This window comes from Flaviflagellibacter deserti, assembly GCF_042652085.1.
Lineage (GTDB): Bacteria > Pseudomonadota > Alphaproteobacteria > Rhizobiales > Methylopilaceae > Flaviflagellibacter > Flaviflagellibacter deserti.
Genome location: NZ_JBHSJF010000006.1, coordinates 973,892 through 992,924, shown reverse-complemented (window position 1 = coordinate 992,924; position 19,033 = coordinate 973,892). Strand labels below are relative to the sequence as shown.

At 63.9% G+C, this 19,033-nt stretch carries 17 protein-coding genes and 2 pseudogenes; 9 read left to right on the top strand and 10 right to left on the bottom strand.

From position 1 onward, the window contains the following. Window position 1 precedes the first annotated feature (1 nt). Together ACFPFW_RS11850 and ACFPFW_RS11845 are read right to left on the bottom strand one after the other, a co-directional pair. The gene (locus ACFPFW_RS11850) at window positions 2-625 is read right to left on the bottom strand and encodes a TorD/DmsD family molecular chaperone (RefSeq protein WP_379770838.1); all 624 of its coding nucleotides are present in this window, start codon (window positions 623-625) and stop codon (window positions 2-4) included. A gap of 132 nt (window positions 626-757) precedes the next feature. Then, window positions 758-1,459: a DUF3306 domain-containing protein gene (locus tag ACFPFW_RS11845; RefSeq protein ID WP_114956107.1), complete on the bottom strand. Its 702-nt coding sequence runs from the start codon at window positions 1,457-1,459 to the stop codon at window positions 758-760. Here ACFPFW_RS11845 and ACFPFW_RS11840 point away from each other — a divergent pair. Next, window positions 1,446-2,708, top strand: coding sequence for a c-type cytochrome (locus ACFPFW_RS11840; protein ID WP_114956200.1), 1,263 nt, complete (start codon window positions 1,446-1,448; stop codon window positions 2,706-2,708). The two genes, ACFPFW_RS11845 and ACFPFW_RS11840, sit on opposite strands and share 14 nt — an antisense overlap. Window positions 2,709-2,857: 149 nt before the next feature. Here ACFPFW_RS11840 and ACFPFW_RS11835 read toward each other — a convergent pair whose 3' ends face one another. Further along, window positions 2,858-4,588, bottom strand: a complete 1,731-nt coding sequence (locus tag ACFPFW_RS11835) for a 4Fe-4S dicluster domain-containing protein (RefSeq protein ID WP_114956108.1) — start codon at window positions 4,586-4,588, stop codon at window positions 2,858-2,860. A gap of 84 nt (window positions 4,589-4,672) precedes the next feature. Here ACFPFW_RS11835 and ACFPFW_RS11830 point away from each other — a divergent pair, with 84 nt between their 5' ends. From ACFPFW_RS11830 to ACFPFW_RS11810, 5 genes are all read left to right on the top strand, one after another. Beyond that, window positions 4,673-5,365, top strand: a complete 693-nt coding sequence (locus tag ACFPFW_RS11830) for a biotin/lipoate--protein ligase family protein (protein WP_379770833.1) — start codon at window positions 4,673-4,675, stop codon at window positions 5,363-5,365. Next, the gene (locus tag ACFPFW_RS11825; protein ID WP_114956109.1) at window positions 5,356-5,898 is read left to right on the top strand and encodes a DUF6505 family protein; all 543 of its coding nucleotides are present in this window, start codon (window positions 5,356-5,358) and stop codon (window positions 5,896-5,898) included. The genes ACFPFW_RS11830 and ACFPFW_RS11825 overlap by 10 nt, the downstream gene beginning before the upstream one ends. After that, entirely contained in the window at window positions 5,895-6,893 is a 999-nt protein-coding gene (locus tag ACFPFW_RS11820; protein WP_114956110.1) for a DUF6352 family protein, read from the top strand. The genes ACFPFW_RS11825 and ACFPFW_RS11820 overlap by 4 nt, the downstream gene beginning before the upstream one ends. Further along, window positions 6,893-7,342, top strand: coding sequence for a DUF3305 domain-containing protein (locus tag ACFPFW_RS11815; RefSeq protein ID WP_114956111.1), 450 nt, complete (start codon window positions 6,893-6,895; stop codon window positions 7,340-7,342). The genes ACFPFW_RS11820 and ACFPFW_RS11815 overlap by 1 nt, the downstream gene beginning before the upstream one ends. A 153-nt stretch (window positions 7,343-7,495) precedes the next feature. After that, window positions 7,496-8,596, top strand: a complete 1,101-nt coding sequence (locus ACFPFW_RS11810) for an HD-GYP domain-containing protein (protein WP_114956112.1) — start codon at window positions 7,496-7,498, stop codon at window positions 8,594-8,596. Window positions 8,597-8,635: 39 nt separating this feature from the next. On the opposite strand, the gene ACFPFW_RS11805 is transcribed toward ACFPFW_RS11810, so the two are convergent. The 5 genes and pseudogenes from ACFPFW_RS11805 to ACFPFW_RS11785 all read right to left on the bottom strand — a co-directional run bounded on the left by ACFPFW_RS11805 (window position 8,636) and on the right by ACFPFW_RS11785 (window position 13,186). Continuing rightward, window positions 8,636-10,228, bottom strand: coding sequence for a gamma-glutamyltransferase family protein (locus tag ACFPFW_RS11805; RefSeq protein ID WP_114956113.1), 1,593 nt, complete (start codon window positions 10,226-10,228; stop codon window positions 8,636-8,638). A gap of 7 nt (window positions 10,229-10,235) precedes the next feature. Next, complete coding sequence (locus ACFPFW_RS11800) at window positions 10,236-10,499, bottom strand: TRAP transporter large permease subunit (RefSeq protein WP_379771475.1); 264 nt, start codon at window positions 10,497-10,499, stop codon at window positions 10,236-10,238. 118 nt (window positions 10,500-10,617) lie between these two features. After that, window positions 10,618-11,562: pseudogene (locus tag ACFPFW_RS11795) on the bottom strand (TRAP transporter large permease); the annotation flags it as partial. Continuing rightward, window positions 11,549-12,100, bottom strand: a complete 552-nt coding sequence (locus ACFPFW_RS11790; protein WP_114956114.1) for a TRAP transporter small permease subunit — start codon at window positions 12,098-12,100, stop codon at window positions 11,549-11,551. The pseudogene ACFPFW_RS11795 and the gene ACFPFW_RS11790, both read right to left, overlap by 14 nt. A 6-nt stretch (window positions 12,101-12,106) precedes the next feature. After that, window positions 12,107-13,186, bottom strand: a complete 1,080-nt coding sequence (locus ACFPFW_RS11785) for a TRAP transporter substrate-binding protein (RefSeq protein WP_114956202.1) — start codon at window positions 13,184-13,186, stop codon at window positions 12,107-12,109. A 377-nt stretch (window positions 13,187-13,563) separates the two neighbouring features. On the opposite strand from ACFPFW_RS11785, the gene ACFPFW_RS11780 reads away from it, so the two are divergent. The 3 genes and pseudogenes from ACFPFW_RS11780 to ACFPFW_RS11770 all read left to right on the top strand — a co-directional run bounded on the left by ACFPFW_RS11780 (window position 13,564) and on the right by ACFPFW_RS11770 (window position 17,272). Beyond that, the gene (locus ACFPFW_RS11780; RefSeq protein ID WP_114956115.1) at window positions 13,564-15,897 is read left to right on the top strand and encodes an acetamidase/formamidase family protein; all 2,334 of its coding nucleotides are present in this window, start codon (window positions 13,564-13,566) and stop codon (window positions 15,895-15,897) included. 170 nt (window positions 15,898-16,067) lie between these two features. Continuing rightward, window positions 16,068-16,581 (top strand): annotated as a pseudogene (locus tag ACFPFW_RS11775) (HlyD family type I secretion periplasmic adaptor subunit); the annotation flags it as partial. A 100-nt stretch (window positions 16,582-16,681) separates the two neighbouring features. Beyond that, window positions 16,682-17,272, top strand: coding sequence for a biliverdin-producing heme oxygenase (locus ACFPFW_RS11770; protein ID WP_114956116.1), 591 nt, complete (start codon window positions 16,682-16,684; stop codon window positions 17,270-17,272). A 177-nt stretch (window positions 17,273-17,449) separates the two neighbouring features. Here ACFPFW_RS11770 and ACFPFW_RS11765 read toward each other — a convergent pair whose 3' ends face one another. Both ACFPFW_RS11765 and ACFPFW_RS11760 read right to left on the bottom strand, forming a co-directional pair. Beyond that, on the bottom strand, window positions 17,450-18,433 hold the full coding sequence (locus ACFPFW_RS11765; protein ID WP_114956117.1) for an NAD(P)-dependent oxidoreductase: 984 nt from the start codon (window positions 18,431-18,433) through the stop codon (window positions 17,450-17,452). Beyond that, complete coding sequence (locus ACFPFW_RS11760; RefSeq protein WP_114956203.1) at window positions 18,433-19,032, bottom strand: DUF1989 domain-containing protein; 600 nt, start codon at window positions 19,030-19,032, stop codon at window positions 18,433-18,435. Before ACFPFW_RS11760 ends, ACFPFW_RS11765 begins: the two co-directional genes overlap by 1 nt. Window position 19,033: the final 1 nt, after the last annotated feature.

The window sequence follows — 19,033 nt, the reverse complement described above, 5'->3', positions numbered from 1 at the left end:
GTCACGCGGCCCAGGCGAGTGCCTCGGCCTCGATTTCCATGAACATCCTGCCGATCGCTCCCACGTGTCGGTAGAACGCCGCGCCCTCGGCGGTTTCGAGGTCGGCGAAGAAACGCGCCGCCCAGGGCTTTAGATGCCTGTCGAAGAACAGACTTTCGGACTCGGCCGGCGTCCCGAACCGGCCCAGAATAAGGCCGGCCATGGTCTCGCAGACGACGGCGATGTGATCCTCGGGCTCACGCAGGTCGGGCGATCGCTCGATGCCCAGCGCGGCCATGTCGGCGCGCAGACGAGCTAGCGGCCGTTCCTGCAAGAAGCCGGTCAGATAGAACGAGCAGAACGGTACGAGCTCGCCGCGTCCGACTCCGATGAAAAGCCTGAAATACTCACGCTGGAGCGCGCCGGGGTCGGCCGTTCGAGCGGCATCGGCGAGAGCGATGTGGGCGAGGCCAAGCGGACTTGGGCCGCCGGTAATCTTGGCGAGCTGCGCAAGCACCTCGTCGCTCGGAGCGCGGCTCAGAAGGACGGCAAGGAGGCTGTATTCGTGCGCACGCAGAAGGTCGTCATGGGTGGGCCGCTGCTCGGCCATTCCCTGATCTTCCACTCTGTCCGTTGTCTCGGACATTGGCAGTCTACCGTCTTCCATTCCCGACCTGATAAGGACTGGCTATCGACCGATAGTTGACACCAATCATACCGCGCTTACAGCACGCTGCAAGCTGTCTTTTTACTAGTTCTAGGGTGAAAAACAGAAATTTTAAGTGGGCAGGGCACTGCCATGACGACGTGGGCGGGGCGCTTCCGCCTCCGTTTCCTCGACTGTCTCTTCCCGAGCCATTTCCCGCTCCGGAGCGGGCATTGCCGGACACCTGTGAGCAGTCGGAGCGGGCGGCGCTTGCTCGACCGTTTTTTCGGCCGTGTGTTTGGCGATTTCGGGCATCTCCGCCTGGGAAGCGTCTTCTTCGCCGATGATGCGGCGAAGCATGCTCTGAACATCGGTCGTCGGGCTCAACGGACCCGAAACGGGGACACCGCCGGGAATATTCCAGTCCCACGAATAGTCGCGTGCTTCGCCGACGAAATCGCGAATCGACGGGTCCACCGTCCACATTCGACGTAGCGCGGCATTCTTCAGGACCAGCGGAACCCCTTTCCGGAGAAAGCCGGCAATGTCCGAGCCGGCGTGAAGCTCCTCTATCGGCGGTAGGGCCGCTATCTCTTCCTCCGTTATCGCGGTTTCTGCCGGAACCGGCTCAGCCGCTTCAGCCGCGATCTCCACGTCTGCGATTTCGGCCGTGGGCTCGTTCGGCGTGCTCGGCTCGGCATTAGCCAGCTTCCGCCGCGACCACCGGGAGAGGAAGTTATCGCTCATGCAGACCATCTTTGCGCAGCCCACCCGGATTGCAAGCTTGCACTCGGCGCTTCGATTGCCTTTCACTGCCTCGATGCGCCGCGCCATTATCGCCGGACTGTTTCTGATTTCTGCCTTCGCCGCCCAAGCCCAGGAATTGCGCGGCCATGGCGGTCCGGTTCGTGCGCTCGCGGTGTCCAGCGACGGCAAGATGGCGATTTCCGGCAGCTTCGATTCGACCGCGATCGTCTGGTCGCTCGAGCGCGGCGCGGCTCAAAGCGTTCTTCAGTTTCACAACGGCTCGGTGAACGCCGTGGCGATCCTTCCGGACGGCCGCTACGTCACTGCCGGCGAGGACGCCCGGATCGCGATCTGGAAACCGGGGCCTTCTGTGCCAGAGATCGTCTTGGAGGGACATACCGCTCCGATCGCCGCACTCGCGGTATCGCCGGACGGCCGCAGGCTCGCCTCCGCCGCCTGGGACGGAACCGTAAGGGTCTGGCCGCTCGAGGGCGGCGGCGCTCAGGTCCTGGAGGGCCATCAGGGTAACGTGAACGGCGTCGGCTTTCTTCCGGATAGCCGGGTCGCCTCCGCCGGATACGACGCGTCTCTGCGGATATGGTCCGAGACGAACACGCCGGAGATCATGAGGTTCCCGGCGCCGCTCAACACGCTGGCGGTGCTTCCCGATGGCCGTGTGGCTGTCGGTGGCGCTGACGGCCGCCTTCGCGTAGTCGACCTGACTACCAAAGAGATGAAAGAAATTGAAATCGGCTCAACGCCGGTGATCTCCATCGCGATCGGCACTCGTCGGTATGCTTCCGCAGTGATCGGCGGGGTTTCGGCGATCCTCTCAGCGGACAGACTGGAGATCGAACGGACGCTCGTCGGCCCCGGTATTCCGGTCTGGTCGCTGGCTTTCTTGCCGAATGGCGACGAGCTTCTGACAGGAGGCGGCGACCGGATTATCCGCCGTTGGAACGCTGCAACCGGAGAGACTATCGGACCGCTGGTCGCCGGAAACCCGCCGGATCCTCTCGCCGGTTACGCCGACGATCCCGGCGCCCAGGTCTTTAGAGCCTGCGTTGCCTGCCACACGCTCCGCCCGGACGAGGGCCTCCGCGCCGGTCCCACCCTCTATGGGATTATGGGACGCCGCATCGCATCGGTTCCCGGCTATCCGTATTCGGAGGCTTTCCGGACCCTGGACATCATTTGGACACCGGAGACGGTCGCGAAACTCTTCGAGCTCGGCCCCCATGCCTATACGCCTGGGACGAAGATGCCGGAGCAGACGGTCAACCGTCCCGAAGACCGCGAGGCCTTGGTGAGATTTCTGGAGCGCGTGACGAAGTGACATATCCCGGTCTGGGTGCAGCAAAGCTGGATCCCGAGAACCGGGACCCAGCGCATACTGGCGAAAGCCCTTTACTATAGAGCGCCTGCGGCGCACTTGGACGCTGGGCCCCGGATCGGCGTGCGCTCCGCGCTCTTGTCGGGGAACAATCACTCGCCGTTATCTGCGGACAGATAGTCGTCGGCGGTGCGGGGTTTCGGTCTTCCCGCGCCGGCATAGGGATCGAAGCCCTCGTTCAGAGCGGCTTCGACCCGGCAGTTCTCACACATCTTGATCGCGTCGAGCCTGCGCGCATTCTCGCCCGAGAACATCCAGTGCTTGGATTCGAGCTTGGCGATGATCCGTTCGATCGTGCTCTTGGTGCCGAAAGGCTTTGCGCATTGGATGCAGCAGAACGGCTCTTCTTCCTTGATCACGCGGCGAGGCGCATTCCAGGCGGTGAAGTCCAGGCGCGGTTCGAGGGCGATCACCTGTTCCGGACATGTCGCGGCGCAGAGGCCGCACTGGACGCAGGCACTTTCCTGGAAACGCAGCGACGGCCGCTCCTCGCTCGCGGAAAGCGCGCCGGTCGGACAGGCGGACACGCAGGACAGGCAAAGGGTGCAGCCCTCGGTGTTGATCGCCAGCGTCCCGAAGGGAGCACCTTTCGGAAGGGGCACGACATCGATCGGCGACGGGGCCACCCGATGGAGCATGCGTAGAGACAGCTCCAGCACGCTGCGTTTCCCGCCGCTTGGAGTGAATGTCGACGGGTTGGGAGAGGGAACGCCTACCGGCGAAAGCTCCAGCGCAGTCGCGAGATCGTCCGGTGTATCCACATTGAACAAGCCGCAGGCATCGGCCCCATAGCCAAGAGCTGCCGCCAGCGTATTGGCCGTTACGATCGTGCCAGACAGCGCGACGATACCGTTTTTCGGAGCCCTCCGCGCGATCACACGAACGGACGATGCACCGTAGGCGAGAACGGCGGCGAACGCCTCGACGCCCAATTGCTTGATCTCGTTCACGGCGAACGGGAGCACGTTGGCGGGAAGGTCGACTTGCTCGACGAGCGGCGCGCCGTGATAGCCGTCATGGAACAGCACGATCGCGTCGCGTCCGCCGGCCTCGCGATAGGACATCAGCAGAGTGCGGAGTGTGCCCAGCAGGTTGTCGACCGTCGGCAGGGTGTAGGATGCGGCGCCCGTCGGGCAGACGGCCGCGCAGTTGCCGCAGCCGGCGCAGACATAGGCGTCGATTTCGACATGATCCCCCGCCGGCTCGATCGCCTGCATGGCGCAGACGTCCAAGCACCTTGTGCAGCCTTTGATCGTCGAGCGGGAATGGGCGCAGATGTCTTCGTTGAAGGTGATGTAGCGGGGCTTATCGAACTCGCCGACGAGTTCGCCCGCATCCTCCAGCGCCAGGGCTAGACGTTCCGGGTTCGCCGAATCGACCTTGAAATATCCCTCTCGCGCCTCGTGCGCCGGAAAAAGCGCCGGTCGAGCCGAGATATCCAGGATCAGGTCGCAACGGGACACCGCGCCGTCGCGGCGGGCGCCGAGGACGATCGCTCCATCCACGCCTGCCTGCGGAGCTGAATAGCCGTCTACCGTGAGTTCATAGGCGCCGAAATGACCTCGCGCCGAGACGATCCGGCCGCGCGCCACTGGAAACACCAGTCCGGGAGGCACATCGAACGGTTCGGAGGAATCGATCAGAACCGTGACGTCGAGACGACCGGCGAGCTCCTGTCCCGCGAGAATCGCCCGGCCGTCGCTGCCATAGATCAACACCACGCCATCGCTTTGCAGCGGGATCATGGGCACCGAGGGTGAAGGTTCAGCCGCGATTGCCGCCAGTGCTATCGTCTTGGGGGACTCGGTAGGCCTTTCGGCCATTCGCTTTCTCCAGCGGGTCTTCCTCGCCCGAATTGGTTATAGATTAGAACTTCTATAGATCAGCGCAACCAGTGTTGGCGTGACGTGAGCAACCAAGAACTGATCCTGCCGCCGCCGTTCTCGCTGATCGCTCTCCGGGAGGTCGGAGATGCATTCCGCCACGCCCAGAACATCGCGGCGGAGAGCGGAGCAGGGACGATCGTCTGGACACGGCGGTTCGACATCGCCGAGTTCGCGATCGTCCTAGAACCGGACGAGCCGCTCCGGCTTTCGCGGCGGGCGATCTATATCTGCGGCAATGCTCTCGCCGATGCCTTGTCCGTCCATGCCCCTCCAGAACATCCGATTACGCTCGATTGGCCAGACGCGATCCGTGTCGACGACGCTCTCGTCGGAGGCCTGCAGATGGCCTGGCCCCAGTCGAGCGAAGACGACGTGCCCGATTGGCTCGTCGTCGGCATCATGATCCGCACCGTCGTGATGCGCGCCGGGGAGGCCGGATTACAGCCGCTTCTAGGAGGTTTGGACGAACAGGGTTTCGAGGAACTGAGTCCAGCCACTGTAATCGACGGCTTTAGTCGTTATCTTCTCAGGGCGATGGACGATTGGAATACCGAAGGTTTCTCGACGGTTCGGCGGTTTTGGCTCGACCGGGCCGCAAAGAAGACGATTCGGATCGCGGATGACGGCGATCTGGACGGGCAGGCGGGCAGTCTCCGCGATGCCCTGGCCAGGCCGTCGTGGCACGATCCTGAGACAGGCGCGCCATGGCCCTGAAACTTCCCCGGACAATTCGGCTCGACCCGTCCGACGAGTTCGTCTTCCCACTGGCGGCGCAGCCCGGTGAATGGGCTGTCTCCGGCGCATTCCGGTTCTGGGACGTCGACACGAACGAACTCACGGGGAAGGACCGGCAGGCCTTCCGCGCGGGCCTGCTCGGCATCGAGAGCTTCGGCTGGTCGACCCTGGGGGTGGTCAGCGATGCCACGGAGGACGAACTGAAGGGCGCGATCGATCGCCTTGCCGTGCAGTTGGTGGATCATCTTGGGGCGCCGAGTTTCGAAGCGGCCCGCGCCGCGGCAGCCGAGGAGATCGCCTTCGCATCCTCTCTTTGCGACCATCCCGTCAACACGCTCCTTGCCGTCCAGCGCTCGACGGAGCCGGAGGGGATACGCGAACGCTTCCGCACCCTCCACAAGCGCGATGACATCACCAAGCCGACCCAGGCTTTCGTAATCGTCGAGGACGAAACCGACGAGATCATCGAACACGTCGATCTCGCCACCTTGTCGAAGGCAGATTTGAAATGAAGGACTTCTGGATATCGTCCGGCCATCATCTGCTCGACCATGACGAAAACGGCCGGCTGGTCGTCACCGATGAATTTCTGAAGGCCTATCTGGCGCGGCCGGAACTCGTTCCGCCTGATGACGCCTGCGCTGCGGAACGGGCGCTACATTCGAGCCTTCTTGCCGAGCCGCGGCGAAAGGTGTCCGCTTCCGAGATCGATGCACTCGACGACGAGGACGCGCGCGAGAATTGGCGGGTCATGCTCACTTTTCGCGACCGGCTGATATCCGAGCCGACGCTCGAGGCAGCCTATCTCAATCTGGTGCGGGGTGATCTGTCCGGAACGCCGTCGCTGTTCTTGAACCAACTCACCCAGGTCGTTCTCCGCAATGCCTTGGACGGCTGCGAGGACCCGCACATCGTCAGGGCATCCGAGCTGTTTTTCCGTCCCCAGCGTGCGAGCGTCCACGAGGAAAGCTTGCTGCTGGCCGATCAGGAAATCATTGAGGAGCATGAGGGCCAGCGTGCGAACTCGCCATTGCTGCAGATGTTCGCCGGGCCGGCAGTGACCGATCTCGACGTTCTGGAGGCATCGAACGCCGACGGGTATTTCGAACGGAGCGACGCCTTCGACATGGTCCTGAGCTTCGCCGGCACGGAGGGCAGGGCAGGGCTCGCCCGCGCTCTGGAGATATGGATCGCCCATCTGCTCGGTATCCGCGTCTCCATCGAACCCGTTGCGAAGGCGGAAGACACCGACTGGGCGTGGTTCGTCGGCCTCGATGCCGAGGCGACCCGCATCGGCAATGCGCTGTGGCGCGGCCACGAGGTCGGCGATGACGCTCTCGACCGGATTGTCGGGCTGTTTCGCCTGTCCTTTGAGGAAAGCACCGTCGCGCGATCCGAAATCGCAGGACGACCGGTCTGGCTGTTCCTGGCGACTGCACCCGACAAGACGATCCGGCTCAAGCCGCAAAACCTCATCACCGGTCTGCCGCTGGCGGAGGCGAGCTGATGGCGTCAGTGGCTTTTAAGGTGGGGGTCATCGTCGAGCGGCATCCGGCGGTTACCCAATGGGCTGACTATTCCTGGCGCGTGTCCCAAGTGCTGGTCGAGCCGCCCGAGATCCCGATCGGTACCGTGTTGAAGAACGAAGCGGGCGTCCTGAGCCTCTTCGCCGGTTATGCCGAGGTCGAGTTCCACTCGGTTGAGAGCGGTAATTATCGCGACAATCTCGCGAGCGGTCAGCCGAGCCTCTGGGTCGTGCTTGAAGCCGGCGAGACCCCGGGCGAAATTGATCTGGTTGCGGTCCTTGCGGACCCAGCGGAGGGGGAGGCGATGACCGAAGCGGGCGATCTCATCGTCGAAGCGGTGCCGATGCCTGCCTCACTCGCGGCCGAACTCGTGATCTTCGTCGCCCAACATCACGTCGAACAGGTTTTCGTCAAGCGGATCAGAGATTAGGCCTGATACTCGACCGGCGTGTGCGACGCCGTCCACGTGGCATTTCATCCGTTAACCGCGCGTTAATTGAGGACAATCAATCTACAACTAAAGGGAGAATGACTAAGCGGCCACTCGCTCGAAAAAGGTGAGGACCGCATAGGTGATCCGACAATGCTGCGATCCCAGGACCTGGCGGCTGGTCACCACGACAAAGTCGCGGCGGTTATCGTCGTCGGCGACGATACGGTGTCGTCTCCTGTCTATGACTTGCAGGACGCGGACTTCGTCGACATCGCCGACGAAAAATGCGCGCGATACGATTTCGGATCGCCGCAGGCGGTGGTGTTCGATGTCGCCCTGTCCAGAGAAAACATTGCGATCATCCAGAGCCTAAATCCCGTTCTGCCGAAGAAGCGGGTTTTCTCCGTCGATCTGAAAAGCTTTCGGGCGCGGATCCAGGCAAACAGCCTCGGCGCCACCGCACTGATCAACCGTCCCATCAGGATGCGGGAACTCAACTACTGCATTCAGGAGCTGATCGGGACGACACAACGAAAGCGCGACCGGCGACAGGTCGAGATCGATCGGTCGATCAAGGGCGCCGCCAGCGCGCTGACGTCGATGTTCGACGGCATTTCGACGGGCGCGAAGCTCGACGTCGAGGGCGCGCTTCGGGCCTGCGGCGACATCGGTGCTGCGATTCCGGAATTCGGCCAGGAGAAATGGTTGGACAATATACGCAAGCACCACGTGAGCACCTTCCAGCACTGTCTCCTGGTCACGAGCGTGGCGACCATGTTCGGACAGTCACTCGGCATGAGGCGCGCGGATGTCGTGGCGCTGACCATGGCGGGCATGCTCCATGATATCGGAAAGGCGACCATCCCGGTGGCGCTGCTCGACAAGCCGGGGAAGCTGACCGACGCCGAACTCAAGATCATCAAGTCCCATCCCGAGGTCGGATCCCGCTATCTGTCGTCGACCGTGATCCGACCGGACATCCTGCATGCGGTCCGGCATCACCACGAGGCTCTAGACGGCAGCGGCTATCCGGACGGCCTGAGCGGCCATCAGATACCGGACATGACCCGAATTCTGACGGTTTGCGACATTTACGCCGCGCTGATTGAACGGCGCTCCTACAAGGAGCCGCTACCGCCGGCCGCGGCGATCGACGTGCTCCGCACATTGGCGACCGGTGGCAAAGTCGAAGGTGCTCTCGTCGAAGCGCTGGCATCGGCCGTCTTCGACCGGACAACCGCCTCGGCTTGAGCGGAGACAGCGTGCGGTGAGGAGAGGCGCGCCAAAGGATCAAAAGCCGTTTGCTGCGCCGTCGCTTCGGGGATCGGCTGCACCCTCGAGCAGGCCGGACTTTTGCCTGACGATGGCGCCAGCGTGCCCCATCGTCGATGTAAATTCGTCCAGCACTTCGACGTTGTGACCGGCAGCGCGAAGCTCTGAGATCATATCCGGAGAAAAGCGGTTCTCCAGCTTCAAGGTGACGCTCTCCTCGCCCCAAGTCCGGCCGAGCAGCCAGCGCGGAGCGGTGACTGCCGTCTGCAATTCCTGGCCGAACATCGCGTAGCGACTGAAGATCGCCGCCTGTGTTTGCGGTTGGCCCTCGCCACCCATCGTTCCGTAGACCATGTCGCGGCCATCGTCGAACCGGGCGAAGGCGGGATTGAGCGTGTGAAACGGGCGGCGGCCCGGCCTGAGCGCGCGGGGATTGTTGTCGTCCGAGAGGACGAAGCTGGCCCCCCTGTTCTGCCAGAGCACGCCGGTCTGCGGCAGGACGAGACCTGAGCCGAATTCGAAGAAGATGCTCTGGATGAAGCTCGCGGAGATACCGTCCTTGTCGATCGCGCCGAGCCAGACAGTGTCGCCGGCCAAGGGTGGCGCGGGCCAGGGCAGGGCACGGCCGGGGTCGATCTTATGGGCGAGCGAATCCAGAACCGAGCCATCAAGAAAAGCATCGGGCGCATGGGCCATCGCATCGGGATCGCCGATGATGCGATCACGGACGAGGAATGCCTGCTTGGTGGCCTCGACGAGCCCGTGGATATGGGAAAAGCCGTCCGCGTCCCGCACGCCAAGCCTGCTGAAGATGCCGAGGATCATCAGCGAGGACAGGCCCTGTGTCGGCGGCGGGAAATTGTAGAGCGTCGCGCCGGGCAGCTTCATCGACAGCGGCGCACGACTGCGGGCCCGATGCCGCTCCAGGTCTTCCCCGCGAACCGGTGAGCCACTGGTCTCAAGATCAGCCGCGATCTCGCGCGCCAGGGCTCCGGTGTAAAAGTCGTCGACGCCGTCGCGGCCGATACGGTGGAGTGTTCTGGCGAGCGCCGGCGATTTGAGCGTTTCGCCGGTCGCAGGCGCGCTACCGCCGGCCAGGAAGGCATCGACGAAGCCCGGCACGTCCCGCAGTTCGCCGAGTTTCGAGACAGTCAGCTCGTTCTGGCTCGCGGTGACCGGAAAACCCTCGTCGGCATACCAGACGGCATCTTCCACGAGTCTAGACAGAGGCAGCGCGCCGCCGTGTCCGGACGAGATGCGGAGCGCCTCACCCCAGCCTGAGACCGTCGCCGCCACGGTGTTCGCCGCGAGCGGACCGCGCGTCGGAATGCTCGCGAAGCCGCGTTCACGATAGTACGAAACGTCGGCCAGCGCCGCTGCCTGTCCGCAGGCCTCGACGGCCACGGGCTCCTGTCCGGGGGCGGCAATCAGCCAGAAGCCGTCGCCGCCGATCCCGTTCATATGCGGATAGACCACCGCCAAAGCCGCCGCCATCGCGACAGTCGCCTCGATGGCATTGCCGCCATCGCGAAGGATGCGAAGCCCGGCCTCGCTCGCCAGGTGATGCGGCGAGGTGACCATGCCCCGCCGGGCGCGAACCGTGTTCAGCATCTTGGTTCTACCAGCCGATGGCTTCGGGGAGCCATGTGGCAAGGCCGGGGAAGGCGAATACGAGGGTCAGCGCGATCAGCTGCAACACGATGAACGGCACGACGCCTTTGTAGATGTCGAGCGTGGAGACCTCGGGAGGCGCCACGCCGCGCAGGTAGAACAATGCCCAGCCGAACGGTGGGGTGAGGAAAGAAGTCTGGAGAATCGTCGCGATCAACGCCGCGGCCCAGACGAGGTCGACGCCAGCCGACTGCATCAGCGGCAGGAACATCGGCACCACGATGTAGCTGATCTCGATCCATTCGATGAAGAAGCCGAGCACGAAGATGGATCGCCAGCATGAAGATGAGGATGCCGTTCGTGCCGCCCGGAACCATGCTGAACATGTCGTGCACCAGACGCTCGCCGCCGAGGCCGCGGAAGGAGAGCGCGAAGACCTGCGAGCAGATAAGGATGAAGAACATCATCGCAGTGATGCGCGCGGTGGAGTTCACTGTCTCGACCAGCGTCTTGAGCGTTAGCCGGCCAGCGACGGCGGCGACGAGTATCGAACCGACGGCGCCCATGCTGGCGGCCTCGGTGGGGGCCGCAATGCCGCCGATGATCGAGCCGAGCACGGCGACGACGAGCGCGATCGGCGGCAGGCCGACCTTCAGCACCTTGAGCCAAAGCTCCTTGCGCGGCATCGCCTGGCGTTCTTCCAGCGGGATCGGTGGCACCTTTTCCGGCCAGATGATGCCGGAGGCGATGATCCAGGCGCAGAAGATCGCCGAGAGCAGCAGGCCGGGAAGGACGGTGGCGGCGAAGAGCGTGCCGACGGATTCGCCGAGGATGTCGGCCAGGAGGATGAGGATCGTACTCGGCGGAATGAGCTGGCCGAGCGTGCCCGAAGCGCAGATCGTCCCGCAGGCGAGGCTTTTGTCGTAGCCGCGGCGGAGCAGCGTCGGCAACGTAAGCAGGCCGAGGGTGACGATGGTAGCGCCGACGATGCCGGTGGTCGCTCCCATCAGCACGCCGACGAGCACGATTCCGAGGCCCATGCCACCGCGCAGGCTGCCGGACAGATGGCCGATGACCTCCATCAGCTCGTCCGCCATTCGCGATTTCTCGAGCATCACGCCCATGAAGACGAAGAGCGGGATCGCGATCAGCGTGTAATTCGCGGTGACGCCGTAGATGCGCGCCGGCAGGAGGTTGAAAAGGCCGGTGCCGAAGCCGAGCCAGCCAAAGAAGAATCCCGAGATCGCGAGCGTCAGCGCGACCGGAACGCCGACGAACAAAAGGACGAAGAAGGACGCGATACAGCCGAGGGCCAGAATTTCATTCCACGGCATTGATGCTCACCGTGCCGCCGGACGTTGCGTCCGAGCCGCCGAAGAAGGGTTGAACCGTGCGCAGAACCCAGGCCAGGCTCTGCAGCGCGAGAAGCACGAAGCCGGCGGGAATGAGCGCCTTGAGGATGAAGCGGTAGGGAAGGCCACCCGGGTCGGGCGAGCCCTCGCCGATGCGCCACGACTGCATGACGTAGGGCAGCGAGAGCTTCACGATGATCAGCGAGATCGTCAGGATCGACAGCGCCGAGAACAGATTGATCGCGTGCTGAACCAGGCGCGGCAGATAGCCGTAGAAGATGTCGACCTGGACGTGGCCTTCATGCTTGATCGTATAGGCGATGCAGAGCAGCGTCAGCGGCGACATCAGGTGCCATTCGAGCTCCTGCATCGCGACCGATCCGGTGTGGAACAGGTAGCGAAGCAGGACGTTCGTCGCCATCACCACGACCAGCGCGAAGCCGGACCAAGCGGCGATTCGGCCCGAGACCTCGACGATTGCGTCGAGGCCGTGGGCCCACTTTTCCAATGTCTCGACCATGATGGATCAGGCGCGGATCTGTTCTTGGTAGACGGCTTCCGAGATGCCGGCCCACTTGTCGTGCTTGGTCTTGAAGGCGGTGAACGAGTCGTAAACCTTCTTGATCTTCGGATCGCTGGCGGCGAGGTCGGAAAGCGTCTGCTTGGAAACCTCGCGGAGCTTCTCGACCACCGGACCCGGCAGCGGGCCGGCGATCACGCCTTCCTTGGCCACTAGTTCGTCAAGCGCGTCGGAATTGGTCGCCTCGCACCAGGTGTGACTCGTCACGACGCAGGCGGCGGCGGCGCTGCGGACGATCTCCTTCAGGTCGGCCGGAAGCGAGTCCCAGGCGGCCTTGTTGACGATCAGCTCGGTGACGTTGTTCGGTTCGTGCCAGCCGGTCGTGTAGTAGTATTTCGCCGCCTTCTGCAGGCCGAGGCGGCGATCCTGGAACGGGCCGACGAACTCCGCCGCGTCGATGACGCCGCGCTCGAGGGCGGGGAATATCTCGCCGCCCGGAAGCAGCTTCACGTCGACACCGAGCTTTGCATAGACCTTACCGGCGAGGCCGGGGATGCGCATCTTCAGGCCCTTAAAGTCCTCGACCTTCTCGATCGGCTTGCGGAACCATCCGGTCATCTGCACACCGGTATTGCCGAGCGGCATCGGGACGAGGTTGAACGGGGTGTAGAGTTCCTCCCAGAGGGCGAGGCCGCCGCCATGGTAGATCCAGGCGGTGTGGCCCTGGAAGTTCAGGCCGAACGGCACCGTGGTGAAGAACTGCGCCGCCGGCACCTTGCCGGCCCAGAAATAGGAATTCGAGGCGTTCATCTCGACCGTGCCGGCTGAGACGGCGTCGAAGCCCTCGAAAGCCGGGATCAGCTCGCCCGCGGCGAAGTGCTGGATGTTCAGGCGGCCACCCGACATATTCTTAACGAGCTCGCAGAAATAGGTCGGGCTGCCGGGGCCGGTGACGTAGAACGGCGAGCCCGGACCGTAGGAATTGGTCATCTTCCAGTTGAAGCTCTGCTGCGCCCGGGCGACGGCCGGCGCGGCGAGGGTTGCGGTTCCCGCGACACCCGCGGTGAGGAATTTACGGCGATCCATCTCGATCCCTTTCGTTCTGCGATGCTGCGACCGCAGCAGGACGTGTTTGACCGCGCCGTCCGAAGGACAGCGGTTCGGGTAGCGCATCCGGGATGCGCCCTGAGTTCTGTATTGGTGCCCGGCGAGGCGCCCCTGCCTCGTCGATGTGCAAGAAGTCTTGCAGGCTCTCTCGTCCGCCGCAATCCGTATCGGCCAAGAGAGGTCGGCGCTGGATTCACTTTCTTGTTCTAAAAAGAACAATCAGTTCAATATCTTATCGCTGATTGGCGCGCGACCGACGCCGCTCTGCGGCGGGTTTAGGCAAATTTTTGTGCGCGGTTCGTCAAGATGGCACGGAGCCTGCTAGGCAAAGTGGCAGCTTCTCCGAGTGCAGTCAGATGAACCGTCCGTTCGATCCCGTTTCCATCAGCGCCTTTCCCCGCGGCAAGCAGGAGGAAGCATGGCGTGCGACCTTGCGTTCGCTGTCGATCGTCTGCCGCCATCGCGACGAGGCGGGCTTCGATTTCGGCGAGATCGCAACCCGTTCGGTGCCGACAGGAGCGACGGCCACCCTGCTGCGCTCGACGGCGCAGGATTTTGCCGGGCTGCCGGAGACCAAGGACGACCGCATCCTGATCGGCTTCGTCCAGTACGGTCGCGGGCATATCGGCGACGGGGGCCGCCGGGTCAGCGAGTTCGCCGACGGCGACCTGTGGGTCTGCGATGCCCAAACGCCGTGGTCGCTGCAATTCAGGAACGATTTCGAGCTTCTGCTGCTTCAGCTTCCGCGCGAGCGGATGGCAGGACGGATGGGACGCGCGCCGGTCATCCCCGGCACGGTGCTCGGGGAGACCGTCGCCGCCACCGCCGCGCGGCCGGTGATGCGGGCGCTCGCCAGCAATTTCGCGATGGCCGAGGACGGTGACCTGATCGCGAGCGAGATCGCGATCACCGAACTCGTCCTGTCCTCGCTCTTGGCCGAAGCGCGGCCGGAGGAGGACAGCGCGACGCAGGTGCAGGCCGGTCATTTCGCCCGTGTCTGCGCCGTGGTCGAGGCGCGGCTGCGCGACCCGGACCTGTCGGTCGCCGATATCGCCAGGGAAGAAGGGCTGTCCCCGCGCTACATCCAGCGCCTGTTCGAGGGCCACGACCGCTCGTTCTCGGACTATGTCCGCCACCGCCGGCTGGAGCATTGCCGGCTCGACCTCGTCAACCCGCAGCATGCCGACCGCAGCATCGCCGAGATCGCCTTCCGCTGGGGCTTTCCCGACCAGGCGCATTTCAGCCGGGTGTTCAGCACGGCGTATGGCGCCTCGCCGCGTGAATTCCGCAAATCGGCCCCGGAGCTGAGCGCGACCCGATGGACGCGCGGCCGGCCGCTGCATACCGGGTCGAGGCCGGGAACGAGGCCGGCTGCTCCGCCGATCGAGGAAGCACCGGTCGCGGCGCTGTCTCGACCGTCGCCGCTGCCGCCGAGCACGCCGGAGCGGCATCATCTCGCGGTGTCGCGCGACACCGTCCATTGGGGCTATCTCAGCCGCTCGATTCCGCCGGTCCTGCGCGTCCGGCCGAACTCGGAAATCACCGTCGAGACGCTGACGCAGCACTCGTATGACGACCATGCGCGGATGATCGCGGGCGATGCGGGCGTGGAAAGCGTCTTCGCCTGGACGCGCGACTACAAGGCGGTCGATCGGCGCGGCGCGGGGCCGATGAACGCGACGATCTTCGGCCGCGGCGCAGGCGAGGGGTTCGGCGTCCATATCTGCACCGGGCCGATCTACGTCCACGGCGCCGAGCCGGGCGACGTTCTGGAGGTGCAGATCCTCGATCTCCGGCCGCGTCCCTGCGCCAACCCGGAATTCGCCGGCTATGCGTTCGGCAGCAATGTCGCCGCCGCCTGGGGTTACCATTACGACGACATGCTGGACGGTCCGCGCACCCGCGAGATCGTCACGATCTACCGCACCGAGGTCGATGGCTCGTCCGGGTTCGCCGAGCCCGTCTACAGCTATCGCTGGGTGGCGCAGACCGATCCGTTCGGCGTGGTGCACGAGACGATCGACTATCCGGGCGTGCCGATCGATCGCTCGAAGGTGCGGGAGCGGCACGGCGTGATGGCGGGAATGCGCATCCCGATCCGCCCGCATTTCGGCTTTATCGCGGTGGCGCCGCGCGAGGCGGACATCGTGGATTCGGTGCCGCCCGGCTATTTCGGCGGCAATGTTGACAACTGGCGGGCGGGCAAGGGTAGCTCGGTCTATCTGCCGGTCGCGGTGCCGGGCGCGCTGCTGTCGATCGGCGATCCGCATCTGGCGCAGGGCGACGGGGAGATCAGCGGTACCGCGCTCGAATGCTCGCTCACGGGTGACATCCGCGTGGTGCTGCACAAGCGCAACGAGACCGGAAAGCCCTTCCTCAACGGCCTGTCGAGCCCGCTGCTGGAGACGCCGGACGCCTGGATCGTCCACGGCTTCTCCTATCCCAACTATCTCCGCGAACTTGGCCGCAACGCGCAGTCGGAAGTGTTCAAGAAGTCATCGCTGGACCGGGCGCTGAAAAGCGCGTTCCGCACCGCGCGCAAGTTCCTGATGGAGCATTACGGCCTCGACGAAGACGAGGCGGTTTCGCTGATTTCGGTGGGGGTCGATTTCGGCGTGACGCAGGTGGCGGACGGCAATTGGGGCGTTCACGCCATCATCAGGAAAAGCATGTTTCCTCCAGCAGAGTGATCTTCGCTCCGGCGCAAGGCGGAGCTTTCATCAGGGAGGACCCGATCCGAAGCATTCGAGCGGAAAGCTCATCCGAATGACCGACGAGGAAGATCACCGGCAGCGCCGTTCGAGCCTATGAAAAGGTTGTTCTTCAATGGGGTAAGACTTGGAGACCGCGTCGGCGTACATCAAAGCTGCAGATCATCCAGATAGATCAGGATCTGCGGAGCGAGGTCGCGGCGGAGGATCAGCTGAAGCGGATCGATCTCGTCGCGCCGCAGGGCGGCATGGTCCACCAGCTCGCCGTCCATACGGTCGGGGGCGTGATCTCGCCCGGCGACACGATCATGCTCATCGTGCCCGACAGCGACAGGCTCATGCTGGAAGCACGGATCCTGCGACCAGATCGAACTCGGCCAGCCCACGGTGCTGAGGATGTCGGCTTTCAACCAGCGCGTGACGCCGGAGCTCAACGGAGAAGTCAGCCGCATCGCCGCCGATTTGACCGAGGAGGAGAGGACCGGTCTTTCCTATTTCGCGGTCAGGATAACGGTGATAGCCGCCGAGTTGGCGAGGCTCGGCAAGCTCACGCTCGTTCCCGGAATGCCAGCGGAGGCTTTCATCCAGACGGGCGAAAGAACCGCGCTGTCCTATCTCATGAAGCCGCTCGGCGATCAGATCGCGCGGGCGTTCCGGGAGGAATCGCGGCAGCAAAAAAATTTGCGACCGATGTCCGTAAATCGAGTTTTGAATCGTCCTAAGGATGAACGGCCATTTTCGCGGCCGAACGGGTGGGGGCGGAATGAACATCGCGACCGATATCGGCGGACGCTGGCAGCGGCTGAGGGCGCTGACCCATGATACTCACGACACACTGGACCGCCGCATCATGGGTGCGCGGGCATTCGAGAGCCGCGAGCGGTACGGCCTGTTCGTCCTAGTGCAGCGGGCCTTCCATCGCGATGTGGACGCGCTCTATTCGAATGCCTCGCTGGACGCGCTGCTGCCTGATCTCGCTGGGCGGCGAAGGCTCCCCCTGATCGAGCAGGACGTCGACGATCTCGGTCTGGCTCCGCCCGCTGACAATGGTTCGCCGGTATTCGACGTCCAGGCCGACATTCCGAGCGCGCTCGGCTGGCTCTACGTCGCGGAGGGCTCTAACCTCGGCGCGGCCTTCCTGCTGAAGGAAGCGGAACGCCTCGGCCTGTCGGAGACTTTCGGCGCGCGACATCTGGCGCCCAGCCCAGCCGGACGGGGCATCCACTGGCGTACGTTCACGGCCGCTCTCGATGCGGTCGAGCTGACAGCGCCGGAAGAAACCCGCCTCGTTGCCGGCGCCGAGTCTGCGTTCCGCCGCGTCCATGATCTGGTCGAGCGCAGTCTCATCGCGTGAGACGAGCGGATCGCCAGAGCTGCGGACAGGCTTTGCGGGTCTGCTTCGGCAGGCGAGGGCCAAGCCAGCCAGCCGGCTTTCCGGCAAGCCAGCCAGGCCGCTCTGACGAACTGCATGCCCAAGCCCCGTGGTCGGCGACGTCTTCGGTCATTCAGCCGAGATGCCTAACAACCCGCTTTAGTACTGCAGCTGAGGGTCCACGACATTCAGCAGGGGTTGTCCGGACCGAAGATTCACCAGGTTGCGAAAAACGAGATCGAGCGTTTTTGGCGTGTACTGCTCGGCGTCGTCCGACGAGCAATGAGGCGTGATGATCAGGTTGCGCACACTCCAGAGCGGCGACGATGGGGGCAGGGGCTCGGGGTCGAAGACGTCGAGAACAGCCGTGAGGCGCCCTTGCTCCAACTCGGCGCTGAGCGCGTCGTAATCGACGAGATCCGCGCGGCTGTAGTTCACGAGGCCTGCGCCGTCCTTCATCAATGCGAGTTCGTCCCGGCCGAGAAGCTGCTTGGTCGCGCCTGTCGACGGCGTCGTCATCAGAACGAAATCGGCACGGGGCAGCAATGTCCTCAACGCTTCGGGCCGATGCATCTCATGGACATGTGGATGCGGCTCTCCGCTCCGGCGGATGCCTATGACCTTGAGGCCGAAACGGTCGGCCCATTTCGCGGCGCCGCCACCGATATGGCCAACCCCGATGATCAGGACGGTCTTGCCGACGATTGAAGAACTGAACACCTGATCCCAGCGCGCATTGCGCTGGTTCGTCATGCTCTCCGGAACCCGGTTGTTGAGCATGAGCAGCGCCATGATCGTGTATTCGTCGGCCTTCTCGCCATGTACGCCGCGGCTATTGGTCAGCACTGCCCCCGAGGGCAGCCAGTCCAGCGGCATTAAATGGTTCACACCGGCTCCGTGAGCATGGACCCAGCGCAGGTTAGGCGCGCTTTGAGCCAGCGCCTTGTCGAAGCGCCAACCCATCAGCACGTCAGCAGTCTGCATCTCGCAGGCGAAGACGTCGCCATCGTATCCAACGGTAATCCTGAGATCCGACAAGTCCGGATGTCTCGCGCAGGCCTGGGCGATCCGCTCCGGCGTCGCCTCGAAGACCGGGCCGAGCGCGCGATTGTTCTCGATGTGAAGATGGATCGGCCGGGACATCAGACGACCGAGAAGTGAGCATCTGTTGGCGTGCAGTTCACGCCATTCACGGGAAGCATGTCCTGCGGACACGAGGAGAAGACGACAACGCAGTCCATCTCAGCCCGCAAGGTTACTGAGCCGCCGGGCTTCGATGGCGGAGCGGCGAAGCTGAGCGCGCCGTCGGCGGATACCGGGACGTTCATGAACAGGTTGAGCGGGCTCGGTACCTCTGGCGATTCCAGGCCGATCGCGTGGAGGGCATCGTGCAGATTGTCGGTGCAGCTATCGTGATGTCCGACATGGCCGAGCTGCTCGTAGCGATAGCGGTCGCAGGCCGCCATGAGCATGTCGTGGATTCCGCCCGACGTGTCCTCGATGAGTGTCAGGATCGGCCTGCGGTGGTTCGTCAGTAGAGCATCGCCCACGGCGGGTATCAGCTTCAGGAGGCGTGCTCGCGTGTGCTCCATCGACATGAATTCCGAGAGATCGTCCGCATTGAATGCCCAGGTGTCGACGACCTGTTCGCCGTGCGTGTTCCGGACGATTACGGATTGTCCCGCTTTCAGACGGGCGGCGGTGCCCTTACGGGCGGGAATGGTGCTGAAATTGTCCGGCATG